A 23,227-nucleotide genomic window follows, 5' to 3' on the forward strand; every position below is an offset into this window, starting at 1 on the left:
AGACCCCTTGAAGACGACGAGGTTGATAGGTCAGAGGTGGAAGTGCAGTAATGCATGGAGCTGACTGATACTAATAGGTCGAGGGCTTATCCATAAAGGAAGGAAGAGGAGTTATCCTCCGGATGTAAATTTCAGTATGTAGTTTTGAATGTACAATGCATTCATAAATCAGACTTAGGTCTGTGGAAAATATTCCTCGATAGCTCAATGGTAGAGCACTCGGCTGTTAACCGAGGGGTTGTAGGTTCGAGCCCTACTCGGGGAGTTTTTTTATACTATATGGTATAAAAGTTTTGGCTCCATGGTCAAGCGGTTAAGACACCGCCCTTTCACGGCGGTAACAGGGGTTCAAATCCCCTTGGAGTCATTATGTATATGTTAATACTTGTGGAAGAAAAATATACGCCGATGTGGCTCAATTGGCAGAGCAGCTGATTTGTAATCAGCAGGTTAACGGTTCGAGTCCGTTCATCGGCTTTTATTTGGACCTGTAGCTCAGTTGGTTAGAGCAACCGGCTCATAACCGGTCGGTCCTGGGTTCGAGTCCCCGCAGGTCCACTTTTATTTATAAACATTATCCAGCAGTAAATTTTGGGATCTTAGCTCAGCTGGGAGAGCATCTGCCTTACAAGCAGGGGGTCACAGGTTCGAGCCCTGTAGGTCCCATTTGGTTATTATTAAATAACTGTTATATATTATGCCGGCGTGGCGGAACTGGCAGACGCGCAGGACTTAAAATCCTGTTGTGGCAACACAGTACCGGTTCGATTCCGGTCGCCGGCAGTGAAAAGGTATCCATGAGGGTACCTTTTTTCGTGTATATTTTTCACATTAAATTTTTATGACAATTACAGGTTAATATCTACAGGAAGTTAAATTTATTAGTAAACATAAAATGAAAAAAAAGAGGTACAAAATGAAAAAGAAGAAAATAAAGATGACGGCTTTTGTTTTGCTTTTAGCAGGAATGTGTTTTATGGGATTAAAAACAGACAAAAGTGATGTTTATGCAGCAAGTAATAAGGTAAGTATTACAAAGATATACAATTCTAAAGTTGGAAATAAAGTATTATGGAAATCAAAAACAAAGTATTCAGGATATGCTGTATATAGAAGTGTAAATGGTGGAAAATACCGAAAAGTTGATTATGTTAAAAGTAAGAAATATACGGATACAAATATAGAAACGGGAAAAACTTATAAGTATAGAGTTAAACCATATAAGTTAAATAAAAAGAAGAAAAAGGTGTATTCGTCATATAGCAATAAGAGTAAAAGTCTTAAGGCACTGCCATATGCCGTGCAGACAGCGTCAGCAATTTCCATGGATGATTATAATTTACTTACATGGAAAATTAGTGATACAGCATCCGGTTACAATATTTATAGAAAAAACAGCAATAACAAATGGGAATTATTAACAAGTAATAATGCTTATGATTATGGTTTGTATGATGATTATGATATTGTTAAAGGGAAGAAGTATACCTATAGAATTAAGGCTTATGAGATTGTAAATGGGGTTACTTATGAAAGTTTGCCATTAACATTAACTAAAAAAGCACAGATTAAGGGGATAGATGTTTCCCACCATAATGGAGTAATTGACTGGAGTAAGGTTAAACAGTCAGGTGTTACATTTGCCATGATTAGATTAGGTTATGGTACAACAAAGGGTGGAACCATAGACAGACAGCTTGATTATAACTATAATCAGGCAAAGAAGAATGGAATAAAAATAGGATTTTACCTGTATAGCTATGCTGACAATGTTGCTGAAGCGAAAAAAGAGGCAATTTTTACAGAGAAGCTTTTAAAGAAATATAATGACTTTGATTATCCGGTGGCTTTTGATTTTGAAAATACATATAGAAATAAGGCAAAATACAAAAGTTCAAATACTAAAATAATAACCACATACTGCGATTATTTAGAAGAAAGAGGATATGATACATGTATATATTCTTATTTGTCCTTTTTCAAAAATTCAGTGGATTATAACAAAGTTTCAAAATACGGATTGTGGTTGGCAAGATGGACTTTTAATCCTTCAAAATATGAGGATTATGGGTTGCCTAACGTTGAAATGTGGCAGTATTCAGATAATGGCAGAGTAAATGGTATTGGCGGTGCCGTAGATTTAAATATAAATATTATTGCCAGGTAGTTTAGGATACTTAGATTAAATATTAAGCAAAATCATATTAAACAAAATGGTGCACTACAAATAAAAATTGTTGACATATATCAATTGGTGGTGTAATATATATAAGTCGCAATCATCAGAAAATGATTTTTGCGGGTTATGTGCGTGTAGCTCAGCTGGATAGAGCGTCTGGCTACGGACCAGAAGGCCGAGGGTTCGAATCCTTTCACGCACGTTAAGCAGTTCCATTATGGGACTGCTTTTTTTGAATAAAAACAAAAAAGTTTGCCATACTACTTATGTGACAAATAAAAAAATCAGGAGGTAGTCATGGCAAAGAAATATTCGTCAGGTAAAAACGATGCATCAGGTTATAGTAGCATGCAGAATGCATACAACAGCACATCAAAAAGCAGTGCAACAGATAGTGCATCAAAAAGCAGTGCAACAGATAGCACATCAAAAAACAGTGCAACAGATACCACATCAAAAAGCAGTGCAACAGATAGCACATCAAAAAATAAGGCAACAGATGGTACTTCTAAAAACAAGGCAGCATATAATACATCAAAGAATAAAGCAACAGATAGTACTTCTAAAAACAAATCAACAGACTGTACAGATTGCAGATAGTTAAGGTTAAGACCCTATAGCAGTAAGTGGCTATAGGGTTTTAACATATTGTAATAAGATGAATAAACTAAAAGAAAAAAGTGATGGTAACCAATGAACAGATTTGACTTAGTTTCCATTGATACTGCAAGAAAAAGGGCTATGGAAAAAGGATATATAGTGGTGGATTTAAGAAGCAGAAGTGAATTTGACAAAGGACATATTGAGAATGCAATAAATATTCCAGAGGGTGATATTAGAAAAATCGACAGTTTCGGTAGAAAAGGAGACATATGGATTTTGTACTGTAGAAGAGGCAGTTTAAGTTTCAGACTTGCCAGTGAAATGGCAAACCAGGGATATAAGGTTATGGCAGTGGTAGGCGGATATAGAATGTAGTTGACATTGTTTTTTTATCAGATTATCATTAAGTAGATAAAAATAAGGATTTTGGTGAATTTTATATGGATAAATTACATTTAATCGTTCCATGTCATTTTGGAGTGGAATCGGTTTTAAAGAGAGAAATTATAGATTTAGGATACGAAATAGAGAGGGTTGAAGATGGAAGAATCACTTTTTCGGGAAATTTATTGGCAATATGCAGGGCTAACGTATTTCTAAGAACTGCTGAACGTGTAATGATTCAGGTTGGAAGAGTAAAGGCTCAGACATACGACGAGCTTTTTGAGGCAGTTAAGGCATTAAAATGGAGTGATTTTATACCGGAAAACGGAAAATTCTGGGTAAAAAAAGCCAGTTCTGTTAAAAGTAAATTATTTAGTCCCTCAGATATACAAAGAATAGTAAAAAAGGCAATTGTGGAGAATCTGAAACAGGAATATGGTGTAAGCTGGTTTAGTGAAGATGGGGCAAGTTATCCTATCAGAGTGTTTTTTTATAAGGATGAGGCAGTTATTGCATTGGATACATCAGGAGAATCACTTCACAAAAGAGGATACAGATATTATACCTCAAAGGCACCTATTTCCGAAACATTGGCGGCAGCACTGATTATGCTTACTCCATGGAATAAGGATAGAATTTTGGTGGATCCTTTCTGCGGATGTGGAACATTTCCTATTGAGGCGGCTATGATAGCAGCTAATATTGCACCGGGAATGAACAGGGAGTTTACCGGGGAAACATGGACTAATTTTATAGATAAAAAGTTATGGTATCAGGCTGTTAATGAGGCAAATGATAAAATAAATGATGATATAGAAACAGATATACAGGGATATGATATTGATGGGGAGATGATTGAATATTCCAGAAAAAATGCTATAAATGCAGGAGTGGAACATTTAATTCATTTTCAGGAACGTCCTGTTTCAGGATTAAGCCATAGGAAAAAATATGGATTTATAATTACAAATCCCCCTTATGGCGAAAGATTAGAGGAACAGAAAAGTTTACAGAAGATTTATACAACTTTAGGAGAAAAGTACAAAGCTTTGGATTCATGGTCGGCATTTATCATTTCATCTTATGAAAATGTAGAAAAAGATATGGGAATAAAAGCAACGAAAAACCGTAAAATATATAACGGAATGATTAAGACATATTATTATCAGTTTATGGGACCGAAGCCTCCTAAAAACAAAAATAAATAGAGGTTGTTAATGAAAAAAAAGAGAATACTTGTAGTATATATTCCACTTATTGCAATTTTAGTGGTTATAATTGCAGGTTTTTCCTACTCAAAACAAAGTGTACAAAAAAGTATTTCTTTTGATGGGGAAAAGACACAGGCACCGATTTTAGATACATGGAATCGGATTATGGCTAAAAGTGCAAATAAGGATGAAATAAATGTTATAGTTGATAAAAAAGAAGTTAAATATGTAAATAAAAGGGCGTACATGAGTGGTAATATGAATCTTATGATACCACTTGATATAGTTATAGAAACATTTAATTGCGCTGCAAATGTGTATGGTGGCGAAAAAATTGTTATCGAAAAAGGAAGCAGTATAGTAGCACTTTATTTAAATACCAAAAAAATGATTTTCAATGATAATGAATATAGTTTGGATGATAAACCGGTTACTAAAGATGGAACAATTTTTGTGCCGGCAAATATATTTGCAAAGTGTTTTGCCTATGATTATAATTGGAACAGCAAAAGTAATACAGCTTCATTTACAGGCAAAAAAGGCACTAAATCTTATTTGCCAAAGCGTTACAGCTATTTAGATAAAAAAAGAGCTGTGCCGGCAAAAAATCAGGGAAATTATGGTACATGCTGGGCCTTTGCCACACTGACGGCAATTGAAACATCACTTATGCCGGAAGAGCAATATGATTTTTCAGAGAATAACCTTGCCAGAAGTAATGATATGTCAGGAGAAATCCAGGATGGTGGCGATTATATTATGTCAATGGCATATCTTATGGCATGGAAAGGACCGGTGTTAGAACAGGATGACCCTTATGGAACTCAGGAAAAAACTACCGGTTTAAAGGCAAAAAAACATATTCAGGAAGCACAGATTTTACCGGAAAAGGACTATGACCAGATTAAGGAAATGGTGTATAAATATGGCGGAGTAGAAAGCTCCATGTATATGTCCCTTAATAATTCCAAATCAAAATCAGTTTATTATAACGAAAGTGAGTATGCTTATTGCTATAAAGGAAAAAAGAAGCCTAATCATGATGTAGTTATAATCGGATGGGATGATAATTATTCAAAAGAGCTGTTTAACGACCAGAGTATTCCGGGAGATGGTGCATTTATATGCATGAACAGCTGGGGGGAAGATTTTGGATATAAGGGAACATTTTATGTTTCATATTACGATGACAGAATAGGAACAAGTAATGTTTGTTATACAGGCATAGAAAATACAGACAATTATGATAATATATATCAAAGTGATATTTGCGGATGGACAGGCTCCATGGGATTTGAGGGCAGTAGTACAGTGTATTTTGCCAACGTATACAATCCTTCTGAAAACGGGAAGCTTCAGGCGGTGGGATTTTATGCAGTGACCCCCGGAGTGAAGTATGAGGTATTTGTGGACAGCAAATTTGAAGGAGAAAATTCCTTAAGTGAGAGAACCCATACAGCAGCAAGTGGAACTTTGAAAAATAAAGGATATTATACAATAAAATTAGATAAGCCTTATAGTGTAAAGCAGGGACAAAAATTCAGTGTAACAGTGAAAATAACTAGCGGGAAGGACAAAAAAATCTTTAAGCTGATTCCTGTTGAAATGAATGGAAGTGATGACAGTTATAATGTGGATTTAACGGATGGAGAAGGATATTTCAGCTCTACGGGAAACAGATGGCAGTCTTCGGAAAAACATGATTGCAATATTTGTTTAAAGGCATATACAGACAAAAAATAAAGGAGAACAAACCAATGAAGAAGGTAATATTTGCAACAACAAACAAAAATAAGGTTCGTGAAGTCAATATGATGATGAAGGATTTTGACGTGGAACTTCAAACTATGGGAGAGGCAGGCATTAACATTGATATTGTGGAAGATGGAAAAACCTTTGAAGAAAATGCCATTATTAAGGCAAAAACCATAATGGAAATAACAGGAGAAATAGCTATAGCTGATGATTCTGGTTTGGAAGTGGATTATTTAGATGGAGCACCGGGAATATATTCTGCAAGATTTTTAGGAGAAGATACATCTTACGATATAAAGAATAACTATATAATTGATAAACTAAAGGATGCCAAGGGAAAAGAAAGAAGTGCAAGATTCGTTTGTGCAATGGCAGTGGCTTTCCCAAATGGAAAAATTAAGACATGTAAAGGAACTATTGAGGGGCTTATTGCATATGAACAAAAAGGAACTAACGGTTTTGGTTATGATCCTATAGTTTATGTGCCGGAATATGAGATGACAACCGGTGAAATGGCTCCTGAATTAAAAAACAGCATAAGCCATAGGGGTAAGGCATTAGAACAAATGAAGGAAATCCTGAAAGCCGGATTGGAGGAAGAATGTTAAAAGCTATAATTATAAGTGATTCTCATGGAGATTTAAAAAATGTGAGAAAAATTGCCGAAAAAGAGCATAATATTGATTTGGTGATACATTTAGGTGACCTTTTGGGTCAGGACGAACAATTGGCGGAAATTTTTAACTGTGAAATAAAAAAAGTTAAGGGAAACTGTGATTATTATTCTAATAATCCGGTTTCTGATGTGGTGGAATTTGGTGGAAACAGGATTTTTATAACTCACGGACATAATTACGGAGTGGATTTCGGGCTGGATGGTTTAAGTTATGCAGCAGAGGAAAATAAATGTAATATAGCACTTTACGGGCATACTCATGTACCGGATAGCTCTATAAGGGGGAAAATAATCATTGTAAATCCCGGAAGTGTATCAAGACCAAGACAGTTAGGTGGAAGACCTACATATGGGGTTATGAAGGTAAATGGAGAGGGAAAAGCAGATATCAGAATAGAGTACGTTTAGCCCTATTTTAAAAGGGATTTCGGGGTATGAAAAAAAATTGTAAAAAAAAAATAAAAAAAACGCTTGACAATTTTAAGGGTTTCCCATATAATTACTCTTGCGCTGTGAAAAATAAGTAACGCGAACACGGGGTGTGGCTCAGCTTGGCTAGAGCGCCTGATTTGGGATCAGGAGGTCGCAGGTTCGAATCCTGTCACCCCGACTGTGTGCGGGTGTAGTTCAGTGGTAGAACACCAGCCTTCCAAGCTGGATATGTGGGTTCGATTCCCATCACCCGCTTTTAACATTTTTTAAAATGTTTGTGTCCGTAGCTCAGCTGGATAGAGCAACGGCCTTCTAAGCCGTGGGTCGGGGGTTCGAATCCCTTCGGGCACATTTCTGGATTAGACCAGAGCATGGCATGGTGGCTATAGCGCAGTTGGTTAGCGCGCCAGATTGTGGCTCTGGAGGCCGAGGGTTCGAATCCCTCTAGCCACCTTACACAATGGGCTATCGCCAAGCGGTAAGGCACAGGACTTTGACTCCTGCATTCGCTGGTTCGAATCCAGCTAGCCCAGTTAAAGGGTTAGTAATAACTTATAAAATTAATATGGGCCACTAGCTCAGATGGTAGAGCACTTGACTTTTAATCAAGTTGTCTGGGGTTCGATTCCCCAGTGGCTCACTAAGTGTAGGTTCGTGCCTACACTTTTTTATTGCTAAGGCAAACATATGGTAAGTGTTTGTATAAAAGCGGAAAATTAAATAGCTGCGGGTGTGGCGGAATTGGCAGACGCGCTAGATTTAGGTTCTAGTGGGCAACCGTGCAGGTTCAAGTCCTGTCACCCGCATTTAAAATTAAAAAGTAGTTGTCTCTTTATGAAATATAGTTCAAAAAGGGATAACTTTTTTGTTTATTATACCTCTTTTATCGACATAATTTATTTGCTATAATGGAAATCTGAAATTTGAAAGAGAAACAAGGGAGAAAAAATGAAGAGGATTGTGATTATTGGGGCGGGACCGGCAGGCCTTACAGCTGGTTATGAACTACTGAAAAAAGGTGGATATGAGGTTGTTATATTAGAAAAAAGCGATAGAATAGGTGGAATATCCCAGACTGTACGTTATAAGGGCAACCGAATGGATATAGGGGGACATAGATTTTTCTCGAAGGACGATAGGGTAAATGAGTGGTGGCAGAACATAATGCCTACTCAGGGAGCACCGTCATTTGATGATAAGGTGTTAGGCAGAGAGAAAACTTTAGCTGACAAGGGACCTGATCCTGAAAAAGAAGACAGGGTAATGCTTGTAAGAAACAGAGTGTCAAGAATTTATTATTCAAAGCATTTCTTTGACTATCCGATTTCTTTAAAATGGAGTACCTTAAAGAACATGGGATTTGGGACTACAATTAAGGCAGGTTTTAGCTACCTTCATTCAGTATTTAGAAAACTACCGGAAGATAATTTGGAGAATTTCTATATAAACAGATTTGGACGTGTGTTATATTCAATGTTTTTTGAAGGGTACACAGAAAAATTATGGGGAAGACATCCAAGGGAAATATCAGCTGACTGGGGAGCACAGCGTGTAAAGGGACTATCCATAACAGCCGTTATTAAGGATGTATTTAAGAAAATTCTTCCAAAGAAAAATGACGGAGAAGTGGAAACATCACTGATTGAGGAGTATGTTTATCCTAAATTCGGACCGGGACAGCTTTGGGAGGCTGTGGCAGATGACATTGTAAAAATGGGTGGAACTATTGTAAAAAATAGTGAAGTTAAGTATTTAAACACTGAAAATGGAAAAATAAAAAACGTTGTTTGTTTAGAAAATGGACAGGAGAAGGTTTATGAGGGAGACATATTTATGTCTTCTATGCCTGTTAATGATTTAATTGCAGGAATTAAAGGAAGCGATATTCCGGATATTGTTGCAACATCAGCAGCAGACCTTCCTTTTAGGGACTTTGTAACTGTAGGTCTTTTGCTTAACAAATTAAATCTTAAGAATGAAACAAAGATTAAAACATTAAACAACATTGTGCCGGACTGTTGGATATATGTTCAGGACACAGGGGTAAAGCTTGGAAGAATACAGATTTTTAATAACTGGTCACCATATATGGTAGAAAAGCCTGACGAAAACGTATGGATTGGTCTTGAGTATTTTTGCAGAGAAGGGGATGAATTCTGGAACATGAGTGACGAGGAATGCATTAACATGGCAATTAATGAATTGGTTTCAATGGACGTAATTGACAGAAATGACGTTATTGATTCTCACAGAGAGCGCATACAGAAGGCATATCCTGCATATTTTGACGGATATGATAACATGGATAAGATAATTGATTATTTAAATACTTTTGATAATTTATTCTGCGTAGGAAGAAACGGACAGCACAGATACAACAACATGGATCATTCTATGGTTACTTCCTTTGAGGCGGTTAAGGATATTATTAATGGCATACATGATAAAACAAATGTATGGAATGTAAACACAGATAAAGAGTACCATGAAACAAAGGAGCAGTAGGAGGTAAAGATGCAGTATCTTATGTTTGTAGTGGGAATAGTGGTTCCAATAATTTTACTTACATTATTCTTTAAAAAGAAAATATATTTGTCCTATAACAAATATATTTGTTCAGCTATAATAGCGGTTTTAATTGCTTTAGTGTTGGAAGTATTTACTTTTAACTTTAATAGTTTTGAAAATACCAGAAGTGATAAAATGACCGTGTCTGCGGATATTAAGACTTCTGAGGTAAAGTCAGATGGGTATTTAAGCCCTGAGTTATACGGAAGCATTACCAAATCTGCATCCACTGAAAAAAATATATACACATTGGAAATGCAGGGCGTTGATGCTAAAGTAAATAATATAGACGTTATACCGGATTCTAACGACAGGGCAATAGAATGTAAGGTTTACTATTCTGATGAAGCTGTAAATAAATATACTGAAAGTGGTGATGAAAGTGTAATTGTGCCGTCAATGAAATCCACGGGACATATGCACCCCCATTTTGCCGGAAAGTGTCGTAATCTGAAAATTGAATTAAAGACAGATTTAAACAGTGAAATAAATTCAATTCAGGTTAAATTGAATTACCCGGCAAAATTTTCATTTGATATTTTCAGGGTACTTTTGGTTGCTGCAATATGCTTTATGGGATTTGTAATATATTTTACAAGAGGAAAAGGATGTTTGCAGTTTAACAGAAATTCAAACCGACAGTTTGCTGCAATTATGGGACTGGTTGTAGTGGAAATTGTATTTACGGTATTTTTGTCAATTGCCGGGAATTTACAGTTTAACGAAAATGGAAAAATCCAGAGTATTAATTTTCAGGATACACAGGACCCGTATCAGGAACTTACATTGGCAATAACTAAAGGAAAGGTTGACCTTAATAGTCTTAATCCGGAAACGGAGATTCAGGAAATGCGGGACATTAAGGAACTACAAAAACTCCAAAATCCTTATGACTGTAGTCAGCGTGATGGATTAACATATAAGTGGGACAGGGCATTTTATAACGGAAAATATTATTGCTACTTTGGAATAGTGCCTGCACTTGTGTTCTACCTTCCCTATTATCTGGTAACAGGGCATATGCTTAAAACAAAAATTTTAGCACTTTTGCTAGTAGTGATTATAGAAATGCTTATGGCGGCGTTAGTTTATGCCATAGCAAGTCAGTACAAAAAAAGACTTAACCTGTGGGTGGTTATGGCTGCAATACTAGGTTTTACAAATGTGTCAATGGTTCTGTTTTGTATAAACGGAAGTAAATTCTATGAAATAGCAGCTGCCTCGGCGTTAGCTTGTGCATTGGCAGGACTTAATTTTATAGTGAGGGCTTTTGATAACAAAAAAATGACAGTGGGAAGCCTTTGCGCAGGGGCAGCTTTTATGGCGTTGTCAGTTGGATGCAGACCTAATTTTATTCTTGTAAGTTTTGTGGCAGCATGTCTTATGTTAAATGGGCTTGCTAAAAAAGGCGGATATGTTGCAAGTGGAAATAATAAGATAAAGACATATTTAAGCTGTGTTTTCTCAAAAAGCAATATAACAGCCATATTAGCCATTATTGTACCTTATGTTGTTGTAGGTTTGGGACTTATGTATTACAACTACATAAGATTTGATTCGCCTTTTGAGTTTGGAGCAAAGTATCAGCTTACGGTTTTTGACACGGGATATTATGGCATGACGGATTTTGGAAAGATTCCGTTAATGATTGCAAGGGCATTACTTATTCCACCTACTATCAGTGCAACGTTCCCTTATGTAAATGCAGTATCAGAAAGCAGCAATTATTTGGGATATTATTACGGAATGAGCTATATGGGAGTTCTTGCTCAACCTATAATGTGGACAGTTATTCTTCTTGGATGGTCCATGAAGCGTGGAATAAAGGATATGGGACATAAAGCTTTTGTTATGTTATCAGTGATTGTGGGAATTTTAATGTGTTATGTTACCACAGCAATGGGCGGAACATCCCTGAGATATTCCGTTGACTTTGCATGGTTATTCTTTATTCCTGTTATTTACATTGTGTTTGACATGTATGACAGGGGAAGAAACAGAAAAATTACAAAGTATATTTTAGTTCTTGTTGGAATATTGACAGTGGCAACAGTTATGATAAATGTACTTTTATGTATTTCACCGACATGGAGTAGTATAAGCAGGAAGGTGCCGGAAATTTTTTACAGAATAGAAGAAATGGTGGTATTTTGGAAATAAATAAGCGGTGGGGAATTTAATTCCCTGCCGCTTATATTTTTGAAAGATAGCTATTGTGATAGTGTCCGTCATTTGTCACATCTTTTCCAAACCATTTAGGAGGAACAAAGGAGTTAGCATCTTCAATGGAACTAAACTCAACCTCAACTAGCAGCATACCTGCAAATTTCCCCTCAAATATATCAAGTTCAGCAGTGTGACCGTCTTCTAAAGGTATAAGAAAACGTGTTTTAGTTATGATATTGCCATCGGCTTTTTCCCGGAGGTGGTAATAACTCTTTTCATTTAAAGGAAGATTATATTCTTCCCTTGCCATCATGCCACCGCCTTTATAAGTTAGAAAGTACTCATCATCCTGCTTCCTGATGCGGACTACAGGGGCAGTATTTAAATATGCCTGTTCTATTTTATGACATTTGTAGTCGTTTAAATTTGCGGGCAAATCAAGGGGAAGATATTTTCTCTCAATTTCCATTGGCTTCATAAATAAAGACCTCCTTGTACTAATTTGTATACTGATATTGTAACACAAAAGTTAATAAACCTTACGGCAAATAATAAATTTGTTAAAAATTCTTTATAACTTTGACACACGGCAGGTGTATGTTATACTTGTTTTTGAATTCATATGTTAGGAGGAATAGTGGATAATGAAGACAGTATATGCATTTTTGGCAGATGGAATGGAAGAAGTGGAAGCTTTGATGGTAATTGATTTGTTAAGAAGAACAAAGAAATTAAATGTTGTTACGGTTTCCGTTAAGGATGATTTGTTAGTGGAAAGCTCCCATAAGATTAAACTTTTTGCTGACAAAAACATTAACGAGATAGATTTTGAAAAAGGAGATTGCATTTTCCTTCCGGGAGGAATACCGGGGACACCTAATCTTGCAGCCTGTAAGAAACTGACAGATAATATAGTTGAATATAACAGACAGGGTAAATGGCTTGCAGCTATATGTGCAGCACCAAGTATTTATGGACAACTTGGTTTGTTAAAGGATGTAAATGCAACAAGCTATCCGGGTTTTGAAGATAAGATGGATTGTAAAAATTATGGTGGCAGAGTTGTAACAGACAAGAATTTTGTTACGGGAAAAGGACTTGGAGTGGCATTGGAAATGGGACTTGAACTAATAAGCGTGTTGGTGGATGAGGAGACAGCAGGACAGGTGGCAGCTGCAATACAGTTTGACAGATAAAATAAGCATAAAAGGTCAATTCAGCCAAGCCTGAATCACCTAAGCTCGAATACGCTTTGCTTCTTCTCGCTTCGTTGATTCAGCAAAGTAAAATAATCAATTCAGCCAAGCCTGAATCACCTAAGCTCGAATACGCTTTGCTTCTTCTCGCTTCGTTGATTCAGCAAATATAAAATAAACAAAAAGCAAAATTGGCTGCAAGCAGCCTTTTGCCTTTTGTTTATTTTATGCTTGGCTGAATTGTTCAAAAAAACTTAGTGACATAGGGGGATTTTCGTGATATAATGTTTTTCTGTGTCAGGGGATATTATGCCCTTATGTTATGTTAAAAAATAAATTTTAAGAATGGATAATTATGGGTGGAGCTCACACCCGGTTAAATCTCAAGGAGGAAGAATAATGAGTTTACAGGTAGAAAAGTTAGAGAATAACACAGCAAAACTTACAATCGAGGTAGAGGCTTCAAAATTTGATAAAGCTATTCAGAAAGCTTATCAGAAAAATAAGAATAAATTTAACATTCCGGGATTTAGAAAAGGAAAAGTACCATATGCTATGGTTGAAAAGATGTATGGTGCAGCAGTATTTTACGAGGATGCAGCTAATGAACTTATTTCAGGAGCTTATGCACAGGCAGCAGAAGAATCAGGATTAGAAATTGTTGCACGTCCGGAAATTAACGTTACTCAGATTGAAAAAGGCAAGCCTTTCATATTTGAAGCAGAAGTTACAACAAAGCCGGAAGTTAAGCTTGGTAAGTACAAAGGAATCAAGGTTGAAAAGGCTGATGTTACAGTAACAGATGAAGAAGTAGCAGAAGAGCTTGATAAGGTTAAAGAGCAGAATGCAAGACTTGTAGCAGCAGATGATAAGGCTGTTGAAGACGGAGACCAGACAACAATCGATTTTGAAGGATTTGTTGATGGAGTTGCATTTGAAGGTGGCAAGGGAGAAGATTATCCTTTAACAATTGGCTCACATTCATTTATTGACACATTTGAAGAACAGCTTATTGGAAAGAAAGTTGGAGAAGAAGTTGAAGTTAATGTTACATTCCCTGAAAACTATCAGGCAAAAGAACTTGCAGGAAAGCCTGCTATGTTTAAGGTAACAATTAAGGAAATCAAAGTTAAGGAATATCCTGAATTAGATGATGATTTCGCTCAGGATGTTTCAGAATTTGATACCTTAGATGAATACAAGGAAGATATTAAGAAGAATCTTACAGAAAAGAAAGAAAAAGAAGCTGAAGCTGAAAAGGAAAGCAAGGTTATTGAAGCTATCGTAAATGATGCAGAAATGGATATACCTGAAAAGATGGTTGAAGCACAGGCTGAACAGATGCTTGAAGAATTTGCACAGAATATTGCTATGCAGGGAATTTCATTTGAACAGTATTTACAGTTTACAGGTGCAACAGTTGACCAGATGAAGGAACAGGTTAAGCCACAGGCACAGGCAAGAGTTGAATCAAGCCTTGTTTTAGAAGCAGTTGTTAAGGCTGAAAACATTGAAGCTACAGAAGAAGAAGTTGAAGAAGAAATCAAGGAAATGGCCGGAAGATACAACATGGAAGCTGACAAGCTTAAAGGTTTATTAACAGATAGCGACAAGGAAAATCTTAAGAAAGATATTTGTGCAAGAAAAGCAGCTAAATTTGTTGTAGATGAGGCTAAATAATTTAATTATTAAGCAGGAGGTATAGCAATGGCATTAGTACCTTATGTCATAGAGCAGAATTCCAGAGGTGAACGCTCATATGATATTTATTCAAGATTATTAAAGGATAGAATTATCTTTTTAGGAGAGGAAATAAATGATGCAGTGGCTTCTACAGTTGTTGCACAGTTATTATTCTTAGAGTCAGAGGATCCGGGCAAGGATATTCATATGTATATCAACAGTCCGGGAGGTTCTGTTACAGCAGGAATGGCAATATATGATACAATGAATTACGTTAAGTGTGATGTATCAACTACATGCATTGGCATGGCGGCAAGTATGGGTGCGTTCCTTTTATCCAGCGGAGCTAAGGGAAAGAGATATGCCCTTCCAAATGCTGAAATTATGATTCATCAGCCATTAGGCGGAGCACAGGGTCAGGCTACAGAGATTCAGATAGCAGCAGAGCATATTTTGAAGACTAAAAAGAAATTAAACGAAATTCTTGCAGCTAATTCAGGAAAGCCGGTTGAAGTTGTTGAAAAAGATACAGACAGAGATAATTGGTTAAGCGCTGATGAAGCAAAAGAGTACGGTTTGATTGACAATGTAATCAAAGAAAGATAAAGATAAGAATAAGGCACCGCAATTGTGGTGCCTTAACTTGGATTTTATGTCAAAACAGTGAGGTAAACATGGCAAATAAAAAAATTATTGATGAGAAATTATATTGTTCATTTTGCGGTAAGCCGGAGAGTCAGACAAGAAGACTTATTGCCGGACCGGAAGGTGTGTATATTTGTGATGAATGCGTTGAAATATGTGCAGGAATCGTGGAAGAAATGTACCATGAAGAGGAATCCGGTGCTACACAGGAGATAAATCTTTTAAAACCAAAGGAAATTAAAGAATTTTTGGATCAGTATGTTATAGGTCAGGATGAGGCAAAAAAGGTTTTGGCAGTTTCAGTATATAATCACTACAAACGTGTTTTATCAGACAAGGAATTAGATGTTGAATTGCAGAAATCCAATATTCTTTTGTTAGGACCTACAGGTTCTGGAAAGACATATTTAGCTCAGACATTAGCAAAGATATTAAATGTTCCATTTGCCATTGCAGATGCTACAACTCTTACAGAGGCAGGATATGTTGGTGAAGATGTTGAAAATATTTTGCTTAAATTAATTCAGGCAGCTGATTATGATATTGAAAAGGCTGAGCATGGAATTATATATATTGATGAAATAGATAAAATTACAAAAAAATCAGAAAATGTTTCTGTCACAAGAGATGTTTCAGGTGAAGGTGTACAGCAGGCATTACTTAAAATATTAGAGGGAACAGATGCCAGCGTGCCACCACAGGGTGGAAGAAAGCATCCTCAGCAGGAACTTATACCTATTAATACTACAAATATTTTATTTATTTGTGGTGGAGCTTTTGACGGATTAGATAAGATTATAGAAAAGAGATTAGATAAAAGTGCAATTGGATTTAATTCACCGGTTCGTGAAAAAAATGACCACAAGACAGATGAATTATTCAAGCAGGTTATGCCGGAAGATTTAACTAAATTTGGAATTATTCCGGAATTTATAGGACGAGTTCCTGTTACGGTTTCATTGGATTTCTTAGATGAAAAGGCATTAGAGAGAATACTTACAGAGCCAAAGAATGCATTGGTAAAGCAGTATAAGAAATTATTTGAATTAGATGGAGTTAAGCTTACATTTACAGATGAGGCAATACATGCCATAGCTAAGCTTGCAGTGGAAAGAAAGACAGGAGCAAGAGGACTTAGAGCCATTATGGAAGATGCGGTAATGGATATAATGTATGAAACACCATCTGATGACACCATTGAAGAATGTATAGTCAACGAGGATGTTGTAAATGGATTAGCAGATGCAGAAATAAAGTACGCACCTTCAGGAACTAAACCTAAAACAAAGAAAAAAAGCGGAAAAACCGCATAGGTATCAAGGAGAAAATATGTCAGAAAATACTTTTAAAATACCGGTTATACCTCTTAGGGGGCTTACCATATTGCCGGGAACGACAGTTCATTTTGACATTAGTAGAAAATCATCAATTGCTGCCGCAAATGCTGCTATGATGCAGGGACAGCGATTGTTTGTTACAGCACAGAAAGACCCGGTGGAATCAACACCGGGTTTTGATGGAATATACAAAATAGGTACTGTTGTATTAATAAAGCAACTTAATAAATTGCCGGATGGAATTACAAGTGTAATGGTAGAGGCAAAGAATAAAGCTGAAATTCTCACATTATATGAAGATGGGAAATATTTTGAGGGAGATATAAAGGAAATTCCACAGGAGGAAAATCTTTTATCTGAAAACGAGGAAGAGGCCTTTGTAAGAGAATTAAAAGAAACCATAAGAAAATATGATGCAACAAACCATGGGCTGACGGAACAGGGAATAAGAAATGTTATGAGAATAAATAATCTGTCAACTCTTATGGAACAGTTACTTTTAAGAATAAAAGTAGATTTTAGAGTAAAGCAGGAATATTTGGAAAAAAATGACTTAGTGTCTAAATTTGAGACAGTTATGTCATTTTTAAGAAAAGAAAATGAAATCGGACAAATAAGAGCTGATATAATTGAGAAGGTTAAAGAGAGACTTGACAAAAGTCAGCGTGAACATATTTTAAGAGAACAGATTCAGGTTATAAAAGAAGAATTAGGGGAAGATTTCTCTGCAGATGCAGATGAATTGCAGGGAAAAATAGAGAAGCTTAACGCATCTGATGAAGTGAAGGAAAAGTTAATGAAGGAACTTTCAAGGTACAGAATGTTTGGTGGAAATGCACCGGAAGCTAATGTAATAAGAACATACATTGACACAATGCTGGATATGCCTTGGAATAATCAGACAGTGGAAAACCCTGATTTGACTAATGCACAGGAAATCTTAGACAGAGATCATTACGGACTTAAAAAAGTAAAAGAAAGAGTTCTGGAGTTTTTGGCAGTGAGAAATTTAACGGAGGCTAAAGGCACAAGTCCCATTATTTGTCTTATAGGACCTCCGGGAACAGGAAAAACATCTATAGCTCACTCAATTGCAGAAGCTTTAAACAAAAAATATGTTAGAATAAGCTTAGGTGGCGTGGACGACGAATCGGAAATCAGAGGACACAGAAAAACATATGTGGGAGCAATGCCGGGAAGAATAGCAAAGGGACTTAAAATGGCAGGCAGTGCTAATCCATTAATGCTGTTTGACGAAATAGACAAAATGGGAAGAGGTTATCACGGAGATCCGGCTTCAGCCCTTCTTGAGGTTATGGATTCAGAACAAAATTCATCTTTTAGGGATAATTATTTGGAAGTTCCCCTTGATTTGTCAAAGGTATTATTTATCGCCACGGCAAATGATATAAATACCATACCGGAGCCTTTAATTGACAGAATGGAAATGATTGAAGTTGAAGGTTATACTGAAAATGAGAAGTTCCACATTGCAAAAGAACATCTGATTAAGAAGGCATATGAGAAAAATGGAATAAAAAGGTCAAATCTTTCCATAACAGATGAGGCCATAAACAGTATTATAAGATTTTACACAAGGGAAGCCGGTGTAAGACAGCTGCAAAGGGAACTGGAAGAAATATGCAGAAAAGCAGCAAGAGATATAGTTCAAAATAATAAAAAGCATTTAAAGGTTACATCAAAAAATATTGAAAAATATCTTGGAAGAAAGAAATTCGATGAAGATTTGGCAAATGAGTCAGATGATATAGGAATAGTAAGAGGTCTTGCCTGGACGGCTGTAGGTGGAACTACCCTTCAGATAGAAGTAAATACAATGCCGGGAAAGGGAGAACTTAAGCTTACGGGACAGCTTGGTGATGTTATGAAGGAGTCTGCTGTAATTGCACTGAGCTATGTTAGAAGTATTGCAGCGGATTATGGTGTGGATAAGGAATTCTTTAGTGAGAATGATATACATATTCACGTTCCGGAAGGGGCAGTGCCAAAGGATGGACCATCAGCCGGAATTACCATGGCAACGGCTATTTTGTCAGCTGTGTCAGGTATTAAGGTAAAATGTAAGGTGGCAATGACAGGAGAAATTAATCTTCGTGGAAATGTTATGCCAATAGGAGGATTAAAAGAGAAGCTTTTGGCTGCTAAAAATGCAGGTATTAAGAAGGTTTTAGTCCCTAAAAAGAATGAACCTATGGTAAAGGAGATTTCAGAGGAAATAACTTCAGGTCTGAAAATTGTATATGTAAGTCATATGAGTGAAGTTATTAAGGAGGCTCTGAGCAGGTAAATATATGGTTATAAAAAATGTTAGTTTAGAGACGGTATGTGGAATTACAAGTCCTCTGCCACAAAATAATATGCCGGAGATTGCCTTTGCAGGTAAGTCAAATGTAGGAAAATCATCACTGATAAACAGTCTTGTAAATAGGAAGGCATTAGCAAGAACATCATCCCAGCCGGGAAAAACACAGACAATTAATTTCTATAATGTTAATGAGGAAATGTATTTTGTGGATTTACCGGGGTACGGGTATGCCAGTGTGTCAAAGGAAGTAAAGGAAAAATGGGGTGTAATGATAGAAAACTATCTTCATACTTCGGATATGTTAAAAGCAGTTTTTCTTTTAATAGATATAAGACACGAGCCGTCAGCTAATGACATAAATATGTACCAGTGGATATTAGCCAATGGATATGAACCAATAATAATTGCAACAAAGCTTGACAAAATAAAGAGAAGCCAGATACAAAAGCATGTTAAAATGATAAGGACAGGCTTAAACGTAGTAGGTGGAACAAAGATACTACCATTTTCGGCTCAGACAAAGCAGGGAAAAGATGAAATTCTTGATTTGATTGAAGAAATAACAAGGAGTTAGAAATGGCATTAGAACCGGAAACTTTATATAAATTAATTATAATGCATATGCTTAATAAGGTGGATTTCCCACTGACTAATACCCAGATTGCCCAGTTCTTTCTGGAGAATGAGTACACAACTTATTTTTCCGTTCAGCGTTCCATTAATGAGTTAATAGAAAACGGATTTGTGTTTTTAAATGTTAATAGAAATACATCTTATTATCATTTAACTTCCGAGGGAAGGGAAAGTCTTAAGTTTTTTGAGAATAAAATTCCCAACCAGATAGTTGATGATGTGGATATGTTCCTTATTGAGAATAAATATGAATTAAGAAATGAGGCAGGAACCGTTTCGGATTATTACAGGGCTGCAAATGGAGATTATATTGTACATTGTCAGGTAAAAGAAGGAGACAGTACATTAATTGAACTTAATATTGCAACTCCTGATAAGGATATTGCCTCAAAAATGTGTGCAAATTGGCAGGACAAGGACACCAGCCAGAAAATATATCAATATGTATTAGATAATCTGACGTAATAATTTCACATAAAGGTAAAGTCAGTTTAACAGCAAAATAAACAAGAGATGGAGGAAAATATGTCGCATATAGATCAGAGTAAAATAAGAAATTTTTGCATTATTGCTCATATTGATCACGGAAAATCTACTTTGGCAGACCGTATAATAGAGATGACAGGGCTTCTTACAAACAGGGAAATGCAGGCTCAGGTTCTTGATAATATGGACTTAGAAAGAGAACGTGGAATAACAATAAAATCTCAGGCAGTTCGTACTGTTTATAAGGCTAAAGACGGTGAGGAATATATTTTTAATCTTATTGATACACCGGGCCATGTGGATTTTAATTACGAGGTATCACGAAGCTTAGCAGCCTGTGATGGTGCAGTATTGGTAGTTGATGCGGCACAGGGTGTGGAAGCACAGACTCTGGCAAATGTTTATCTTGCATTAGACCATGACCTAGAGGTTTTTCCGGTAATAAACAAAATTGACCTTCCATCAGCTGACCCGGATAGGGTAAAGGCGGAAATAGAGGATGTTATAGGACTTGATGCAGAGGATGCACCACTTATTTCAGCCAAAACAGGACTTAACTGTGGTGAGGTTTTAGAGGCAATTGTTAAGAATATTCCGGCACCGGAGGGAAATCCGGAGGCTCCCCTTAAAGCACTTATTTTTGACAGCTTATATGATTCATACAAGGGAGTTATTGTATTTTGCCGAATAAAAGAGGGTACCGTAAAGCCGGGAATGAATATAAAAATGATGGCAACAGGAGCTAAAGCAAATGTTGTGGAAGTAGGATATTTTGGAGCAGGTCAGTTTATAGCCTGTGATGAATTATCAGCAGGAATGGTTGGATATATTACGGCAAGTATAAAAAATGTCCGTGATACCAAGGTTGGTGATACCGTAACTGATGCAGACAGACCATGTGATGAGCCACTTCCGGGATATAAGGAAGTTAATTCAATGGTTTACTGTGGTGTATATCCGGCAGATGGAGCCAAATATCCTGATTTAAGAGATGCTTTGGAAAAACTTCAGCTAAATGATGCATCCCTTAAATACGAACCGGAAACATCAATAGCCTTAGGATTTGGTTTCAGATGTGGATTCTTAGGACTTCTTCATCTTGAAATTGTTCAGGAGAGACTAGAGAGGGAATACGGACTTGATTTGGTAACTACGGCACCGTCAGTTATTTATAAGGTATACAAGGAAAATGGGGAGTTAATAGAACTTACCAACCCAACTAATTTGCCGGATCCAAGTGAAATAGAACATATGGAGGAACCTATTGTAAGTGCCGAAATAATGGTAACTACAGAGTTTATAGGCTCTATTATGGAATTGTGTCAGCAAAGACGTGGACGATATATAGGAATGGAGTATGTGGAAGGTTCAAGAGCACTTCTTAAATATGATATTCCGTTAAATGAAATAATATATGATTTCTTTGATGCATTAAAATCCCGCTCAAGAGGGTATGCCTCATTCGATTATGAATTAAAAGGATATGAAACAGCTAAGTTAGTTAAGCTTGACATTCTTATAAATAAGGAAGAGGTGGATGCACTATCCTTTATAGTTCCGGAGGCTTCAGCATATGAGCGTGGCAGAAAAATGTGCGAGAAACTGAAGAATGAAATTCCAAGACAGCTTTTTGAAGTACCGATTCAGGCAGCAGTAGGAAGTAAAGTTATTGCAAGAGAAACAGTTAAGGCAATGAGAAAAGACGTGCTTGCTAAATGTTATGGTGGCGATATTTCAAGAAAGAAAAAGCTGTTAGAAAAGCAGAAGGAAGGAAAGAAACGTATGCGCCAGGTTGGAAATGTGGAAATACCACAGTCAGCATTTATGGCGGTTTTGAAATTAGATGAGGAGTAATGTACTATAAGAAGATAATATCATACTGCACAGTTTTATTGTTTACAGTAATTATATCTGCTAATGTAAACACATTAACTTATGCCAAAAGCATTAAAGCCGAAACACCAAAGAATGTTGTAGTTAAAAGGTATATTACAACAGCATTAAAAATTAAATGGAGTAAGGTAAAAAAAGCCGATGGTTATAGGATATACAGATATAGCAGTAAAAAGAAAAAATATGTCAGTATAAAGACGGTTTTTAATAATGAAAAGACCTGTTGGATTGACAAAAAATTAAAAGTCCATAAAGTGTATAAATACAAAGTGTCATCTTTTAAAGTACACAAAGGGAAGAAAAAGTTTAGTAAAAAATCCTACCGGGTGTCAGGGAGAACCTATAGAATTAATGACCGATTAGTAAATGCCGGAGAAGTATTTATTTTGGGAAATAGTCCTATTAGTATAGGACTATGTAGCGAAAATGAGTATCAGGTATTCATTAATCCTGACAGAAAGGTTAAAAATAAAAAGGCAAAACCGTTTTCTAAAGAAGTTATATGGAGTAGCAGTGATATTTCTCTAGTGAAGGTAAATAAGATGGGGAAAATTACTTCCTTTGATAAAGAAGGAACGTGCTATGTTTATTTAAGGGCACACAATGGGGTGCAAAAAAGGATTAAAGTTAAAGTAGTTAATTTTGCAAATCCAAAGAGTTTTTCGGGTTATGAGGGAAACGATTCTTATGTAAACGAGTTATTGCTCAATTATAAAAAGGAAGTATGCAATATTGCAACTTATTTCACGGTACATACAAAGCAGGGTGTAAACGGATGTATAAAAAGTGATGACGATGGAAATATTGTAGGAATCCCGGATATGGAGAACATTTCAGCAATTCAAAATGATATCAACAAATTGTTGACACAGTTTCCCCTTGTAATAAAAATATATTATAATGGGGAAGGAGCAGTAAAATTTAAACTGTGCTTTAATGCAGCAGGAACTTCATATAGAGATATCATTTATGATAAAAATAATGAATATGAGGAGTCGCCACAGCAGATTGCACCCCATTGGGTATTACGAAGGTCACCGGGGCGCTAAATCAG

General features: G+C 36.3%; 19 protein-coding genes, 14 tRNA genes and 1 rRNA gene. 33 read left to right on the forward strand and 1 reads right to left on the reverse strand.

Annotation, left to right across the window (positions count from 1 at the left end; all coding sequences use genetic code 11):
* From H8S00_RS10690 to H8S00_RS10805, 24 genes are all read left to right on the forward strand, one after another.
* A 23S ribosomal RNA gene (locus H8S00_RS10690) occupies positions 1–94 on the forward strand; the annotation flags it as partial.
* A gap of 99 nt (positions 95–193) precedes the next feature.
* A tRNA-Asn gene (locus H8S00_RS10695) sits at positions 194–265 on the forward strand.
* Positions 266–295: 30 nt separating this feature from the next.
* Positions 296–367 (forward strand) — tRNA-Glu (locus H8S00_RS10700).
* Between the two features lie 37 nt (positions 368–404).
* A tRNA-Thr gene (locus H8S00_RS10705) sits at positions 405–477 on the forward strand.
* 7 nt (positions 478–484) lie between these two features.
* A tRNA-Ile gene (locus tag H8S00_RS10710) sits at positions 485–558 on the forward strand.
* A gap of 35 nt (positions 559–593) precedes the next feature.
* Positions 594–666: transfer RNA gene (locus H8S00_RS10715), tRNA-Val, on the forward strand.
* Positions 667–699: 33 nt separating this feature from the next.
* A tRNA-Leu gene (locus H8S00_RS10720) sits at positions 700–783 on the forward strand.
* A gap of 133 nt (positions 784–916) precedes the next feature.
* A complete protein-coding gene (locus H8S00_RS10725) occupies positions 917–2,167 on the forward strand; it encodes a glycoside hydrolase family 25 protein (protein WP_158576815.1) in 1,251 nt (416 codons plus the stop codon).
* A gap of 140 nt (positions 2,168–2,307) precedes the next feature.
* Positions 2,308–2,381 (forward strand) — tRNA-Arg (locus H8S00_RS10730).
* Between the two features lie 95 nt (positions 2,382–2,476).
* A complete protein-coding gene (locus tag H8S00_RS10735) occupies positions 2,477–2,779 on the forward strand; it encodes a hypothetical protein (protein WP_118589763.1) in 303 nt (100 codons plus the stop codon).
* Between the two features lie 93 nt (positions 2,780–2,872).
* A complete protein-coding gene (locus H8S00_RS10740; protein ID WP_021951773.1) occupies positions 2,873–3,157 on the forward strand; it encodes a rhodanese-like domain-containing protein in 285 nt (94 codons plus the stop codon).
* Positions 3,158–3,222: 65 nt separating this feature from the next.
* Positions 3,223–4,374: a THUMP domain-containing class I SAM-dependent RNA methyltransferase gene (locus tag H8S00_RS10745; protein ID WP_021951774.1), complete on the forward strand. Its 1,152-nt coding sequence runs from the start codon at positions 3,223–3,225 to the stop codon at positions 4,372–4,374.
* 9 nt (positions 4,375–4,383) lie between these two features.
* On the forward strand, positions 4,384–6,120 hold the full coding sequence (locus tag H8S00_RS10750; protein ID WP_118589762.1) for a lectin like domain-containing protein: 1,737 nt from the start codon (positions 4,384–4,386) through the stop codon (positions 6,118–6,120).
* Between the two features lie 14 nt (positions 6,121–6,134).
* Positions 6,135–6,740: an XTP/dITP diphosphatase gene (locus H8S00_RS10755; protein ID WP_118589761.1), complete on the forward strand. Its 606-nt coding sequence runs from the start codon at positions 6,135–6,137 to the stop codon at positions 6,738–6,740.
* Complete coding sequence (locus tag H8S00_RS10760; RefSeq protein WP_021951777.1) at positions 6,734–7,216, forward strand: metallophosphoesterase; 483 nt, start codon at positions 6,734–6,736, stop codon at positions 7,214–7,216. Before H8S00_RS10755 ends, H8S00_RS10760 begins: the two co-directional genes overlap by 7 nt.
* A gap of 127 nt (positions 7,217–7,343) precedes the next feature.
* Positions 7,344–7,418: transfer RNA gene (locus H8S00_RS10765), tRNA-Pro, on the forward strand.
* 6 nt (positions 7,419–7,424) lie between these two features.
* Positions 7,425–7,495: transfer RNA gene (locus H8S00_RS10770), tRNA-Gly, on the forward strand.
* Positions 7,496–7,517: 22 nt separating this feature from the next.
* A tRNA-Arg gene (locus H8S00_RS10775) sits at positions 7,518–7,591 on the forward strand.
* 28 nt (positions 7,592–7,619) lie between these two features.
* Positions 7,620–7,693: transfer RNA gene (locus tag H8S00_RS10780), tRNA-His, on the forward strand.
* A gap of 8 nt (positions 7,694–7,701) precedes the next feature.
* A tRNA-Gln gene (locus tag H8S00_RS10785) sits at positions 7,702–7,773 on the forward strand.
* 34 nt (positions 7,774–7,807) lie between these two features.
* Positions 7,808–7,880 (forward strand) — tRNA-Lys (locus H8S00_RS10790).
* Between the two features lie 86 nt (positions 7,881–7,966).
* Positions 7,967–8,046: transfer RNA gene (locus tag H8S00_RS10795), tRNA-Leu, on the forward strand.
* 142 nt (positions 8,047–8,188) lie between these two features.
* The gene (locus H8S00_RS10800) at positions 8,189–9,745 is read left to right on the forward strand and encodes an NAD(P)/FAD-dependent oxidoreductase (protein ID WP_021951938.1); all 1,557 of its coding nucleotides are present in this window, start codon (positions 8,189–8,191) and stop codon (positions 9,743–9,745) included.
* Positions 9,746–9,754: 9 nt separating this feature from the next.
* Entirely contained in the window at positions 9,755–11,968 is a 2,214-nt protein-coding gene (locus tag H8S00_RS10805) for a hypothetical protein (RefSeq protein ID WP_118589760.1), read from the forward strand.
* Positions 11,969–11,999: 31 nt separating this feature from the next.
* Here the strand turns inward: H8S00_RS10805 and H8S00_RS10810 are convergent, their stop codons facing one another.
* Positions 12,000–12,443, reverse strand: a complete 444-nt coding sequence (locus H8S00_RS10810) for a CYTH domain-containing protein (RefSeq protein WP_118589767.1) — start codon at positions 12,441–12,443, stop codon at positions 12,000–12,002.
* 175 nt (positions 12,444–12,618) lie between these two features.
* Between H8S00_RS10810 and H8S00_RS10815 the strand changes: the two genes are divergently transcribed.
* The 9 genes from H8S00_RS10815 (at position 12,619) to H8S00_RS10855 (ending at position 23,222) form a co-directional block, all read left to right on the forward strand.
* Positions 12,619–13,170, forward strand: coding sequence for a DJ-1 family glyoxalase III (locus H8S00_RS10815; RefSeq protein WP_021951942.1), 552 nt, complete (start codon positions 12,619–12,621; stop codon positions 13,168–13,170).
* Between the two features lie 399 nt (positions 13,171–13,569).
* A complete protein-coding gene (tig, locus tag H8S00_RS10820) occupies positions 13,570–14,850 on the forward strand; it encodes a trigger factor (RefSeq protein ID WP_021951943.1) in 1,281 nt (426 codons plus the stop codon).
* A 27-nt stretch (positions 14,851–14,877) separates the two neighbouring features.
* Positions 14,878–15,459, forward strand: coding sequence for an ATP-dependent Clp endopeptidase proteolytic subunit ClpP (gene clpP / locus H8S00_RS10825; protein WP_021951944.1), 582 nt, complete (start codon positions 14,878–14,880; stop codon positions 15,457–15,459).
* Between the two features lie 68 nt (positions 15,460–15,527).
* Complete coding sequence (gene clpX / locus H8S00_RS10830) at positions 15,528–16,811, forward strand: ATP-dependent Clp protease ATP-binding subunit ClpX (RefSeq protein WP_021951945.1); 1,284 nt, start codon at positions 15,528–15,530, stop codon at positions 16,809–16,811.
* Between the two features lie 16 nt (positions 16,812–16,827).
* Positions 16,828–19,143 (forward strand): endopeptidase La, encoded by a 2,316-nt coding sequence (gene lon / locus H8S00_RS10835; protein WP_118589759.1) that lies wholly within the window; start codon positions 16,828–16,830, stop codon positions 19,141–19,143.
* Between the two features lie 4 nt (positions 19,144–19,147).
* Positions 19,148–19,735: a ribosome biogenesis GTP-binding protein YihA/YsxC gene (gene yihA / locus H8S00_RS10840; RefSeq protein WP_021951947.1), complete on the forward strand. Its 588-nt coding sequence runs from the start codon at positions 19,148–19,150 to the stop codon at positions 19,733–19,735.
* Between the two features lie 2 nt (positions 19,736–19,737).
* Positions 19,738–20,259 carry a DUF4364 family protein gene (locus tag H8S00_RS10845; protein ID WP_021951948.1) on the forward strand — a complete coding sequence of 174 codons (522 nt, stop codon included), beginning with the start codon at positions 19,738–19,740 and terminating at the stop codon, positions 20,257–20,259.
* Between the two features lie 60 nt (positions 20,260–20,319).
* The gene (gene lepA / locus H8S00_RS10850; RefSeq protein WP_021951949.1) at positions 20,320–22,134 is read left to right on the forward strand and encodes a translation elongation factor 4; all 1,815 of its coding nucleotides are present in this window, start codon (positions 20,320–20,322) and stop codon (positions 22,132–22,134) included.
* Entirely contained in the window at positions 22,134–23,222 is a 1,089-nt protein-coding gene (locus H8S00_RS10855) for a hypothetical protein (RefSeq protein WP_118589758.1), read from the forward strand. Before lepA ends, H8S00_RS10855 begins: the two co-directional genes overlap by 1 nt.
* The last annotated feature ends 5 nt before the right edge of the window (positions 23,223–23,227 follow it).

Source organism: Eubacterium segne, from assembly GCF_014287775.1.
Classification (GTDB): domain Bacteria; phylum Bacillota; class Clostridia; order Lachnospirales; family Lachnospiraceae; genus Eubacterium_G; species Eubacterium_G segne.

Bases quoted from the DNA above. Each gene is read 5' to 3' on its own strand.
- H8S00_RS10725 (WP_158576815.1), top strand. From the start codon at position 917: ATGAAAAAGAAGAAAATAAAGATGACGGCTTTTGTTTTGCTTTTAGCA.
- H8S00_RS10735 (WP_118589763.1), top strand. From the start codon at position 2,477: ATGGCAAAGAAATATTCGTCAGGTAAAAACGATGCATCAGGTTATAGT.
- H8S00_RS10740 (WP_021951773.1), top strand. From the start codon at position 2,873: ATGAACAGATTTGACTTAGTTTCCATTGATACTGCAAGAAAAAGGGCT.
- H8S00_RS10745 (WP_021951774.1), top strand. From the start codon at position 3,223: ATGGATAAATTACATTTAATCGTTCCATGTCATTTTGGAGTGGAATCG.
- H8S00_RS10750 (WP_118589762.1), top strand. From the start codon at position 4,384: ATGAAAAAAAAGAGAATACTTGTAGTATATATTCCACTTATTGCAATT.
- H8S00_RS10755 (WP_118589761.1), top strand. From the start codon at position 6,135: ATGAAGAAGGTAATATTTGCAACAACAAACAAAAATAAGGTTCGTGAA.
- H8S00_RS10760 (WP_021951777.1), top strand. From the start codon at position 6,734: ATGTTAAAAGCTATAATTATAAGTGATTCTCATGGAGATTTAAAAAAT.
- H8S00_RS10800 (WP_021951938.1), top strand. From the start codon at position 8,189: ATGAAGAGGATTGTGATTATTGGGGCGGGACCGGCAGGCCTTACAGCT.
- H8S00_RS10805 (WP_118589760.1), top strand. From the start codon at position 9,755: ATGCAGTATCTTATGTTTGTAGTGGGAATAGTGGTTCCAATAATTTTA.
- H8S00_RS10810 (WP_118589767.1), bottom strand. From the start codon at position 12,443: ATGGAAATTGAGAGAAAATATCTTCCCCTTGATTTGCCCGCAAATTTA.
- H8S00_RS10815 (WP_021951942.1), top strand. From the start codon at position 12,619: ATGAAGACAGTATATGCATTTTTGGCAGATGGAATGGAAGAAGTGGAA.
- tig (WP_021951943.1), top strand. From the start codon at position 13,570: ATGAGTTTACAGGTAGAAAAGTTAGAGAATAACACAGCAAAACTTACA.
- clpP (WP_021951944.1), top strand. From the start codon at position 14,878: ATGGCATTAGTACCTTATGTCATAGAGCAGAATTCCAGAGGTGAACGC.
- clpX (WP_021951945.1), top strand. From the start codon at position 15,528: ATGGCAAATAAAAAAATTATTGATGAGAAATTATATTGTTCATTTTGC.
- lon (WP_118589759.1), top strand. From the start codon at position 16,828: ATGTCAGAAAATACTTTTAAAATACCGGTTATACCTCTTAGGGGGCTT.
- yihA (WP_021951947.1), top strand. From the start codon at position 19,148: ATGGTTATAAAAAATGTTAGTTTAGAGACGGTATGTGGAATTACAAGT.
- H8S00_RS10845 (WP_021951948.1), top strand. From the start codon at position 19,738: ATGGCATTAGAACCGGAAACTTTATATAAATTAATTATAATGCATATG.
- lepA (WP_021951949.1), top strand. From the start codon at position 20,320: ATGTCGCATATAGATCAGAGTAAAATAAGAAATTTTTGCATTATTGCT.
- H8S00_RS10855 (WP_118589758.1), top strand. From the start codon at position 22,134: ATGTACTATAAGAAGATAATATCATACTGCACAGTTTTATTGTTTACA.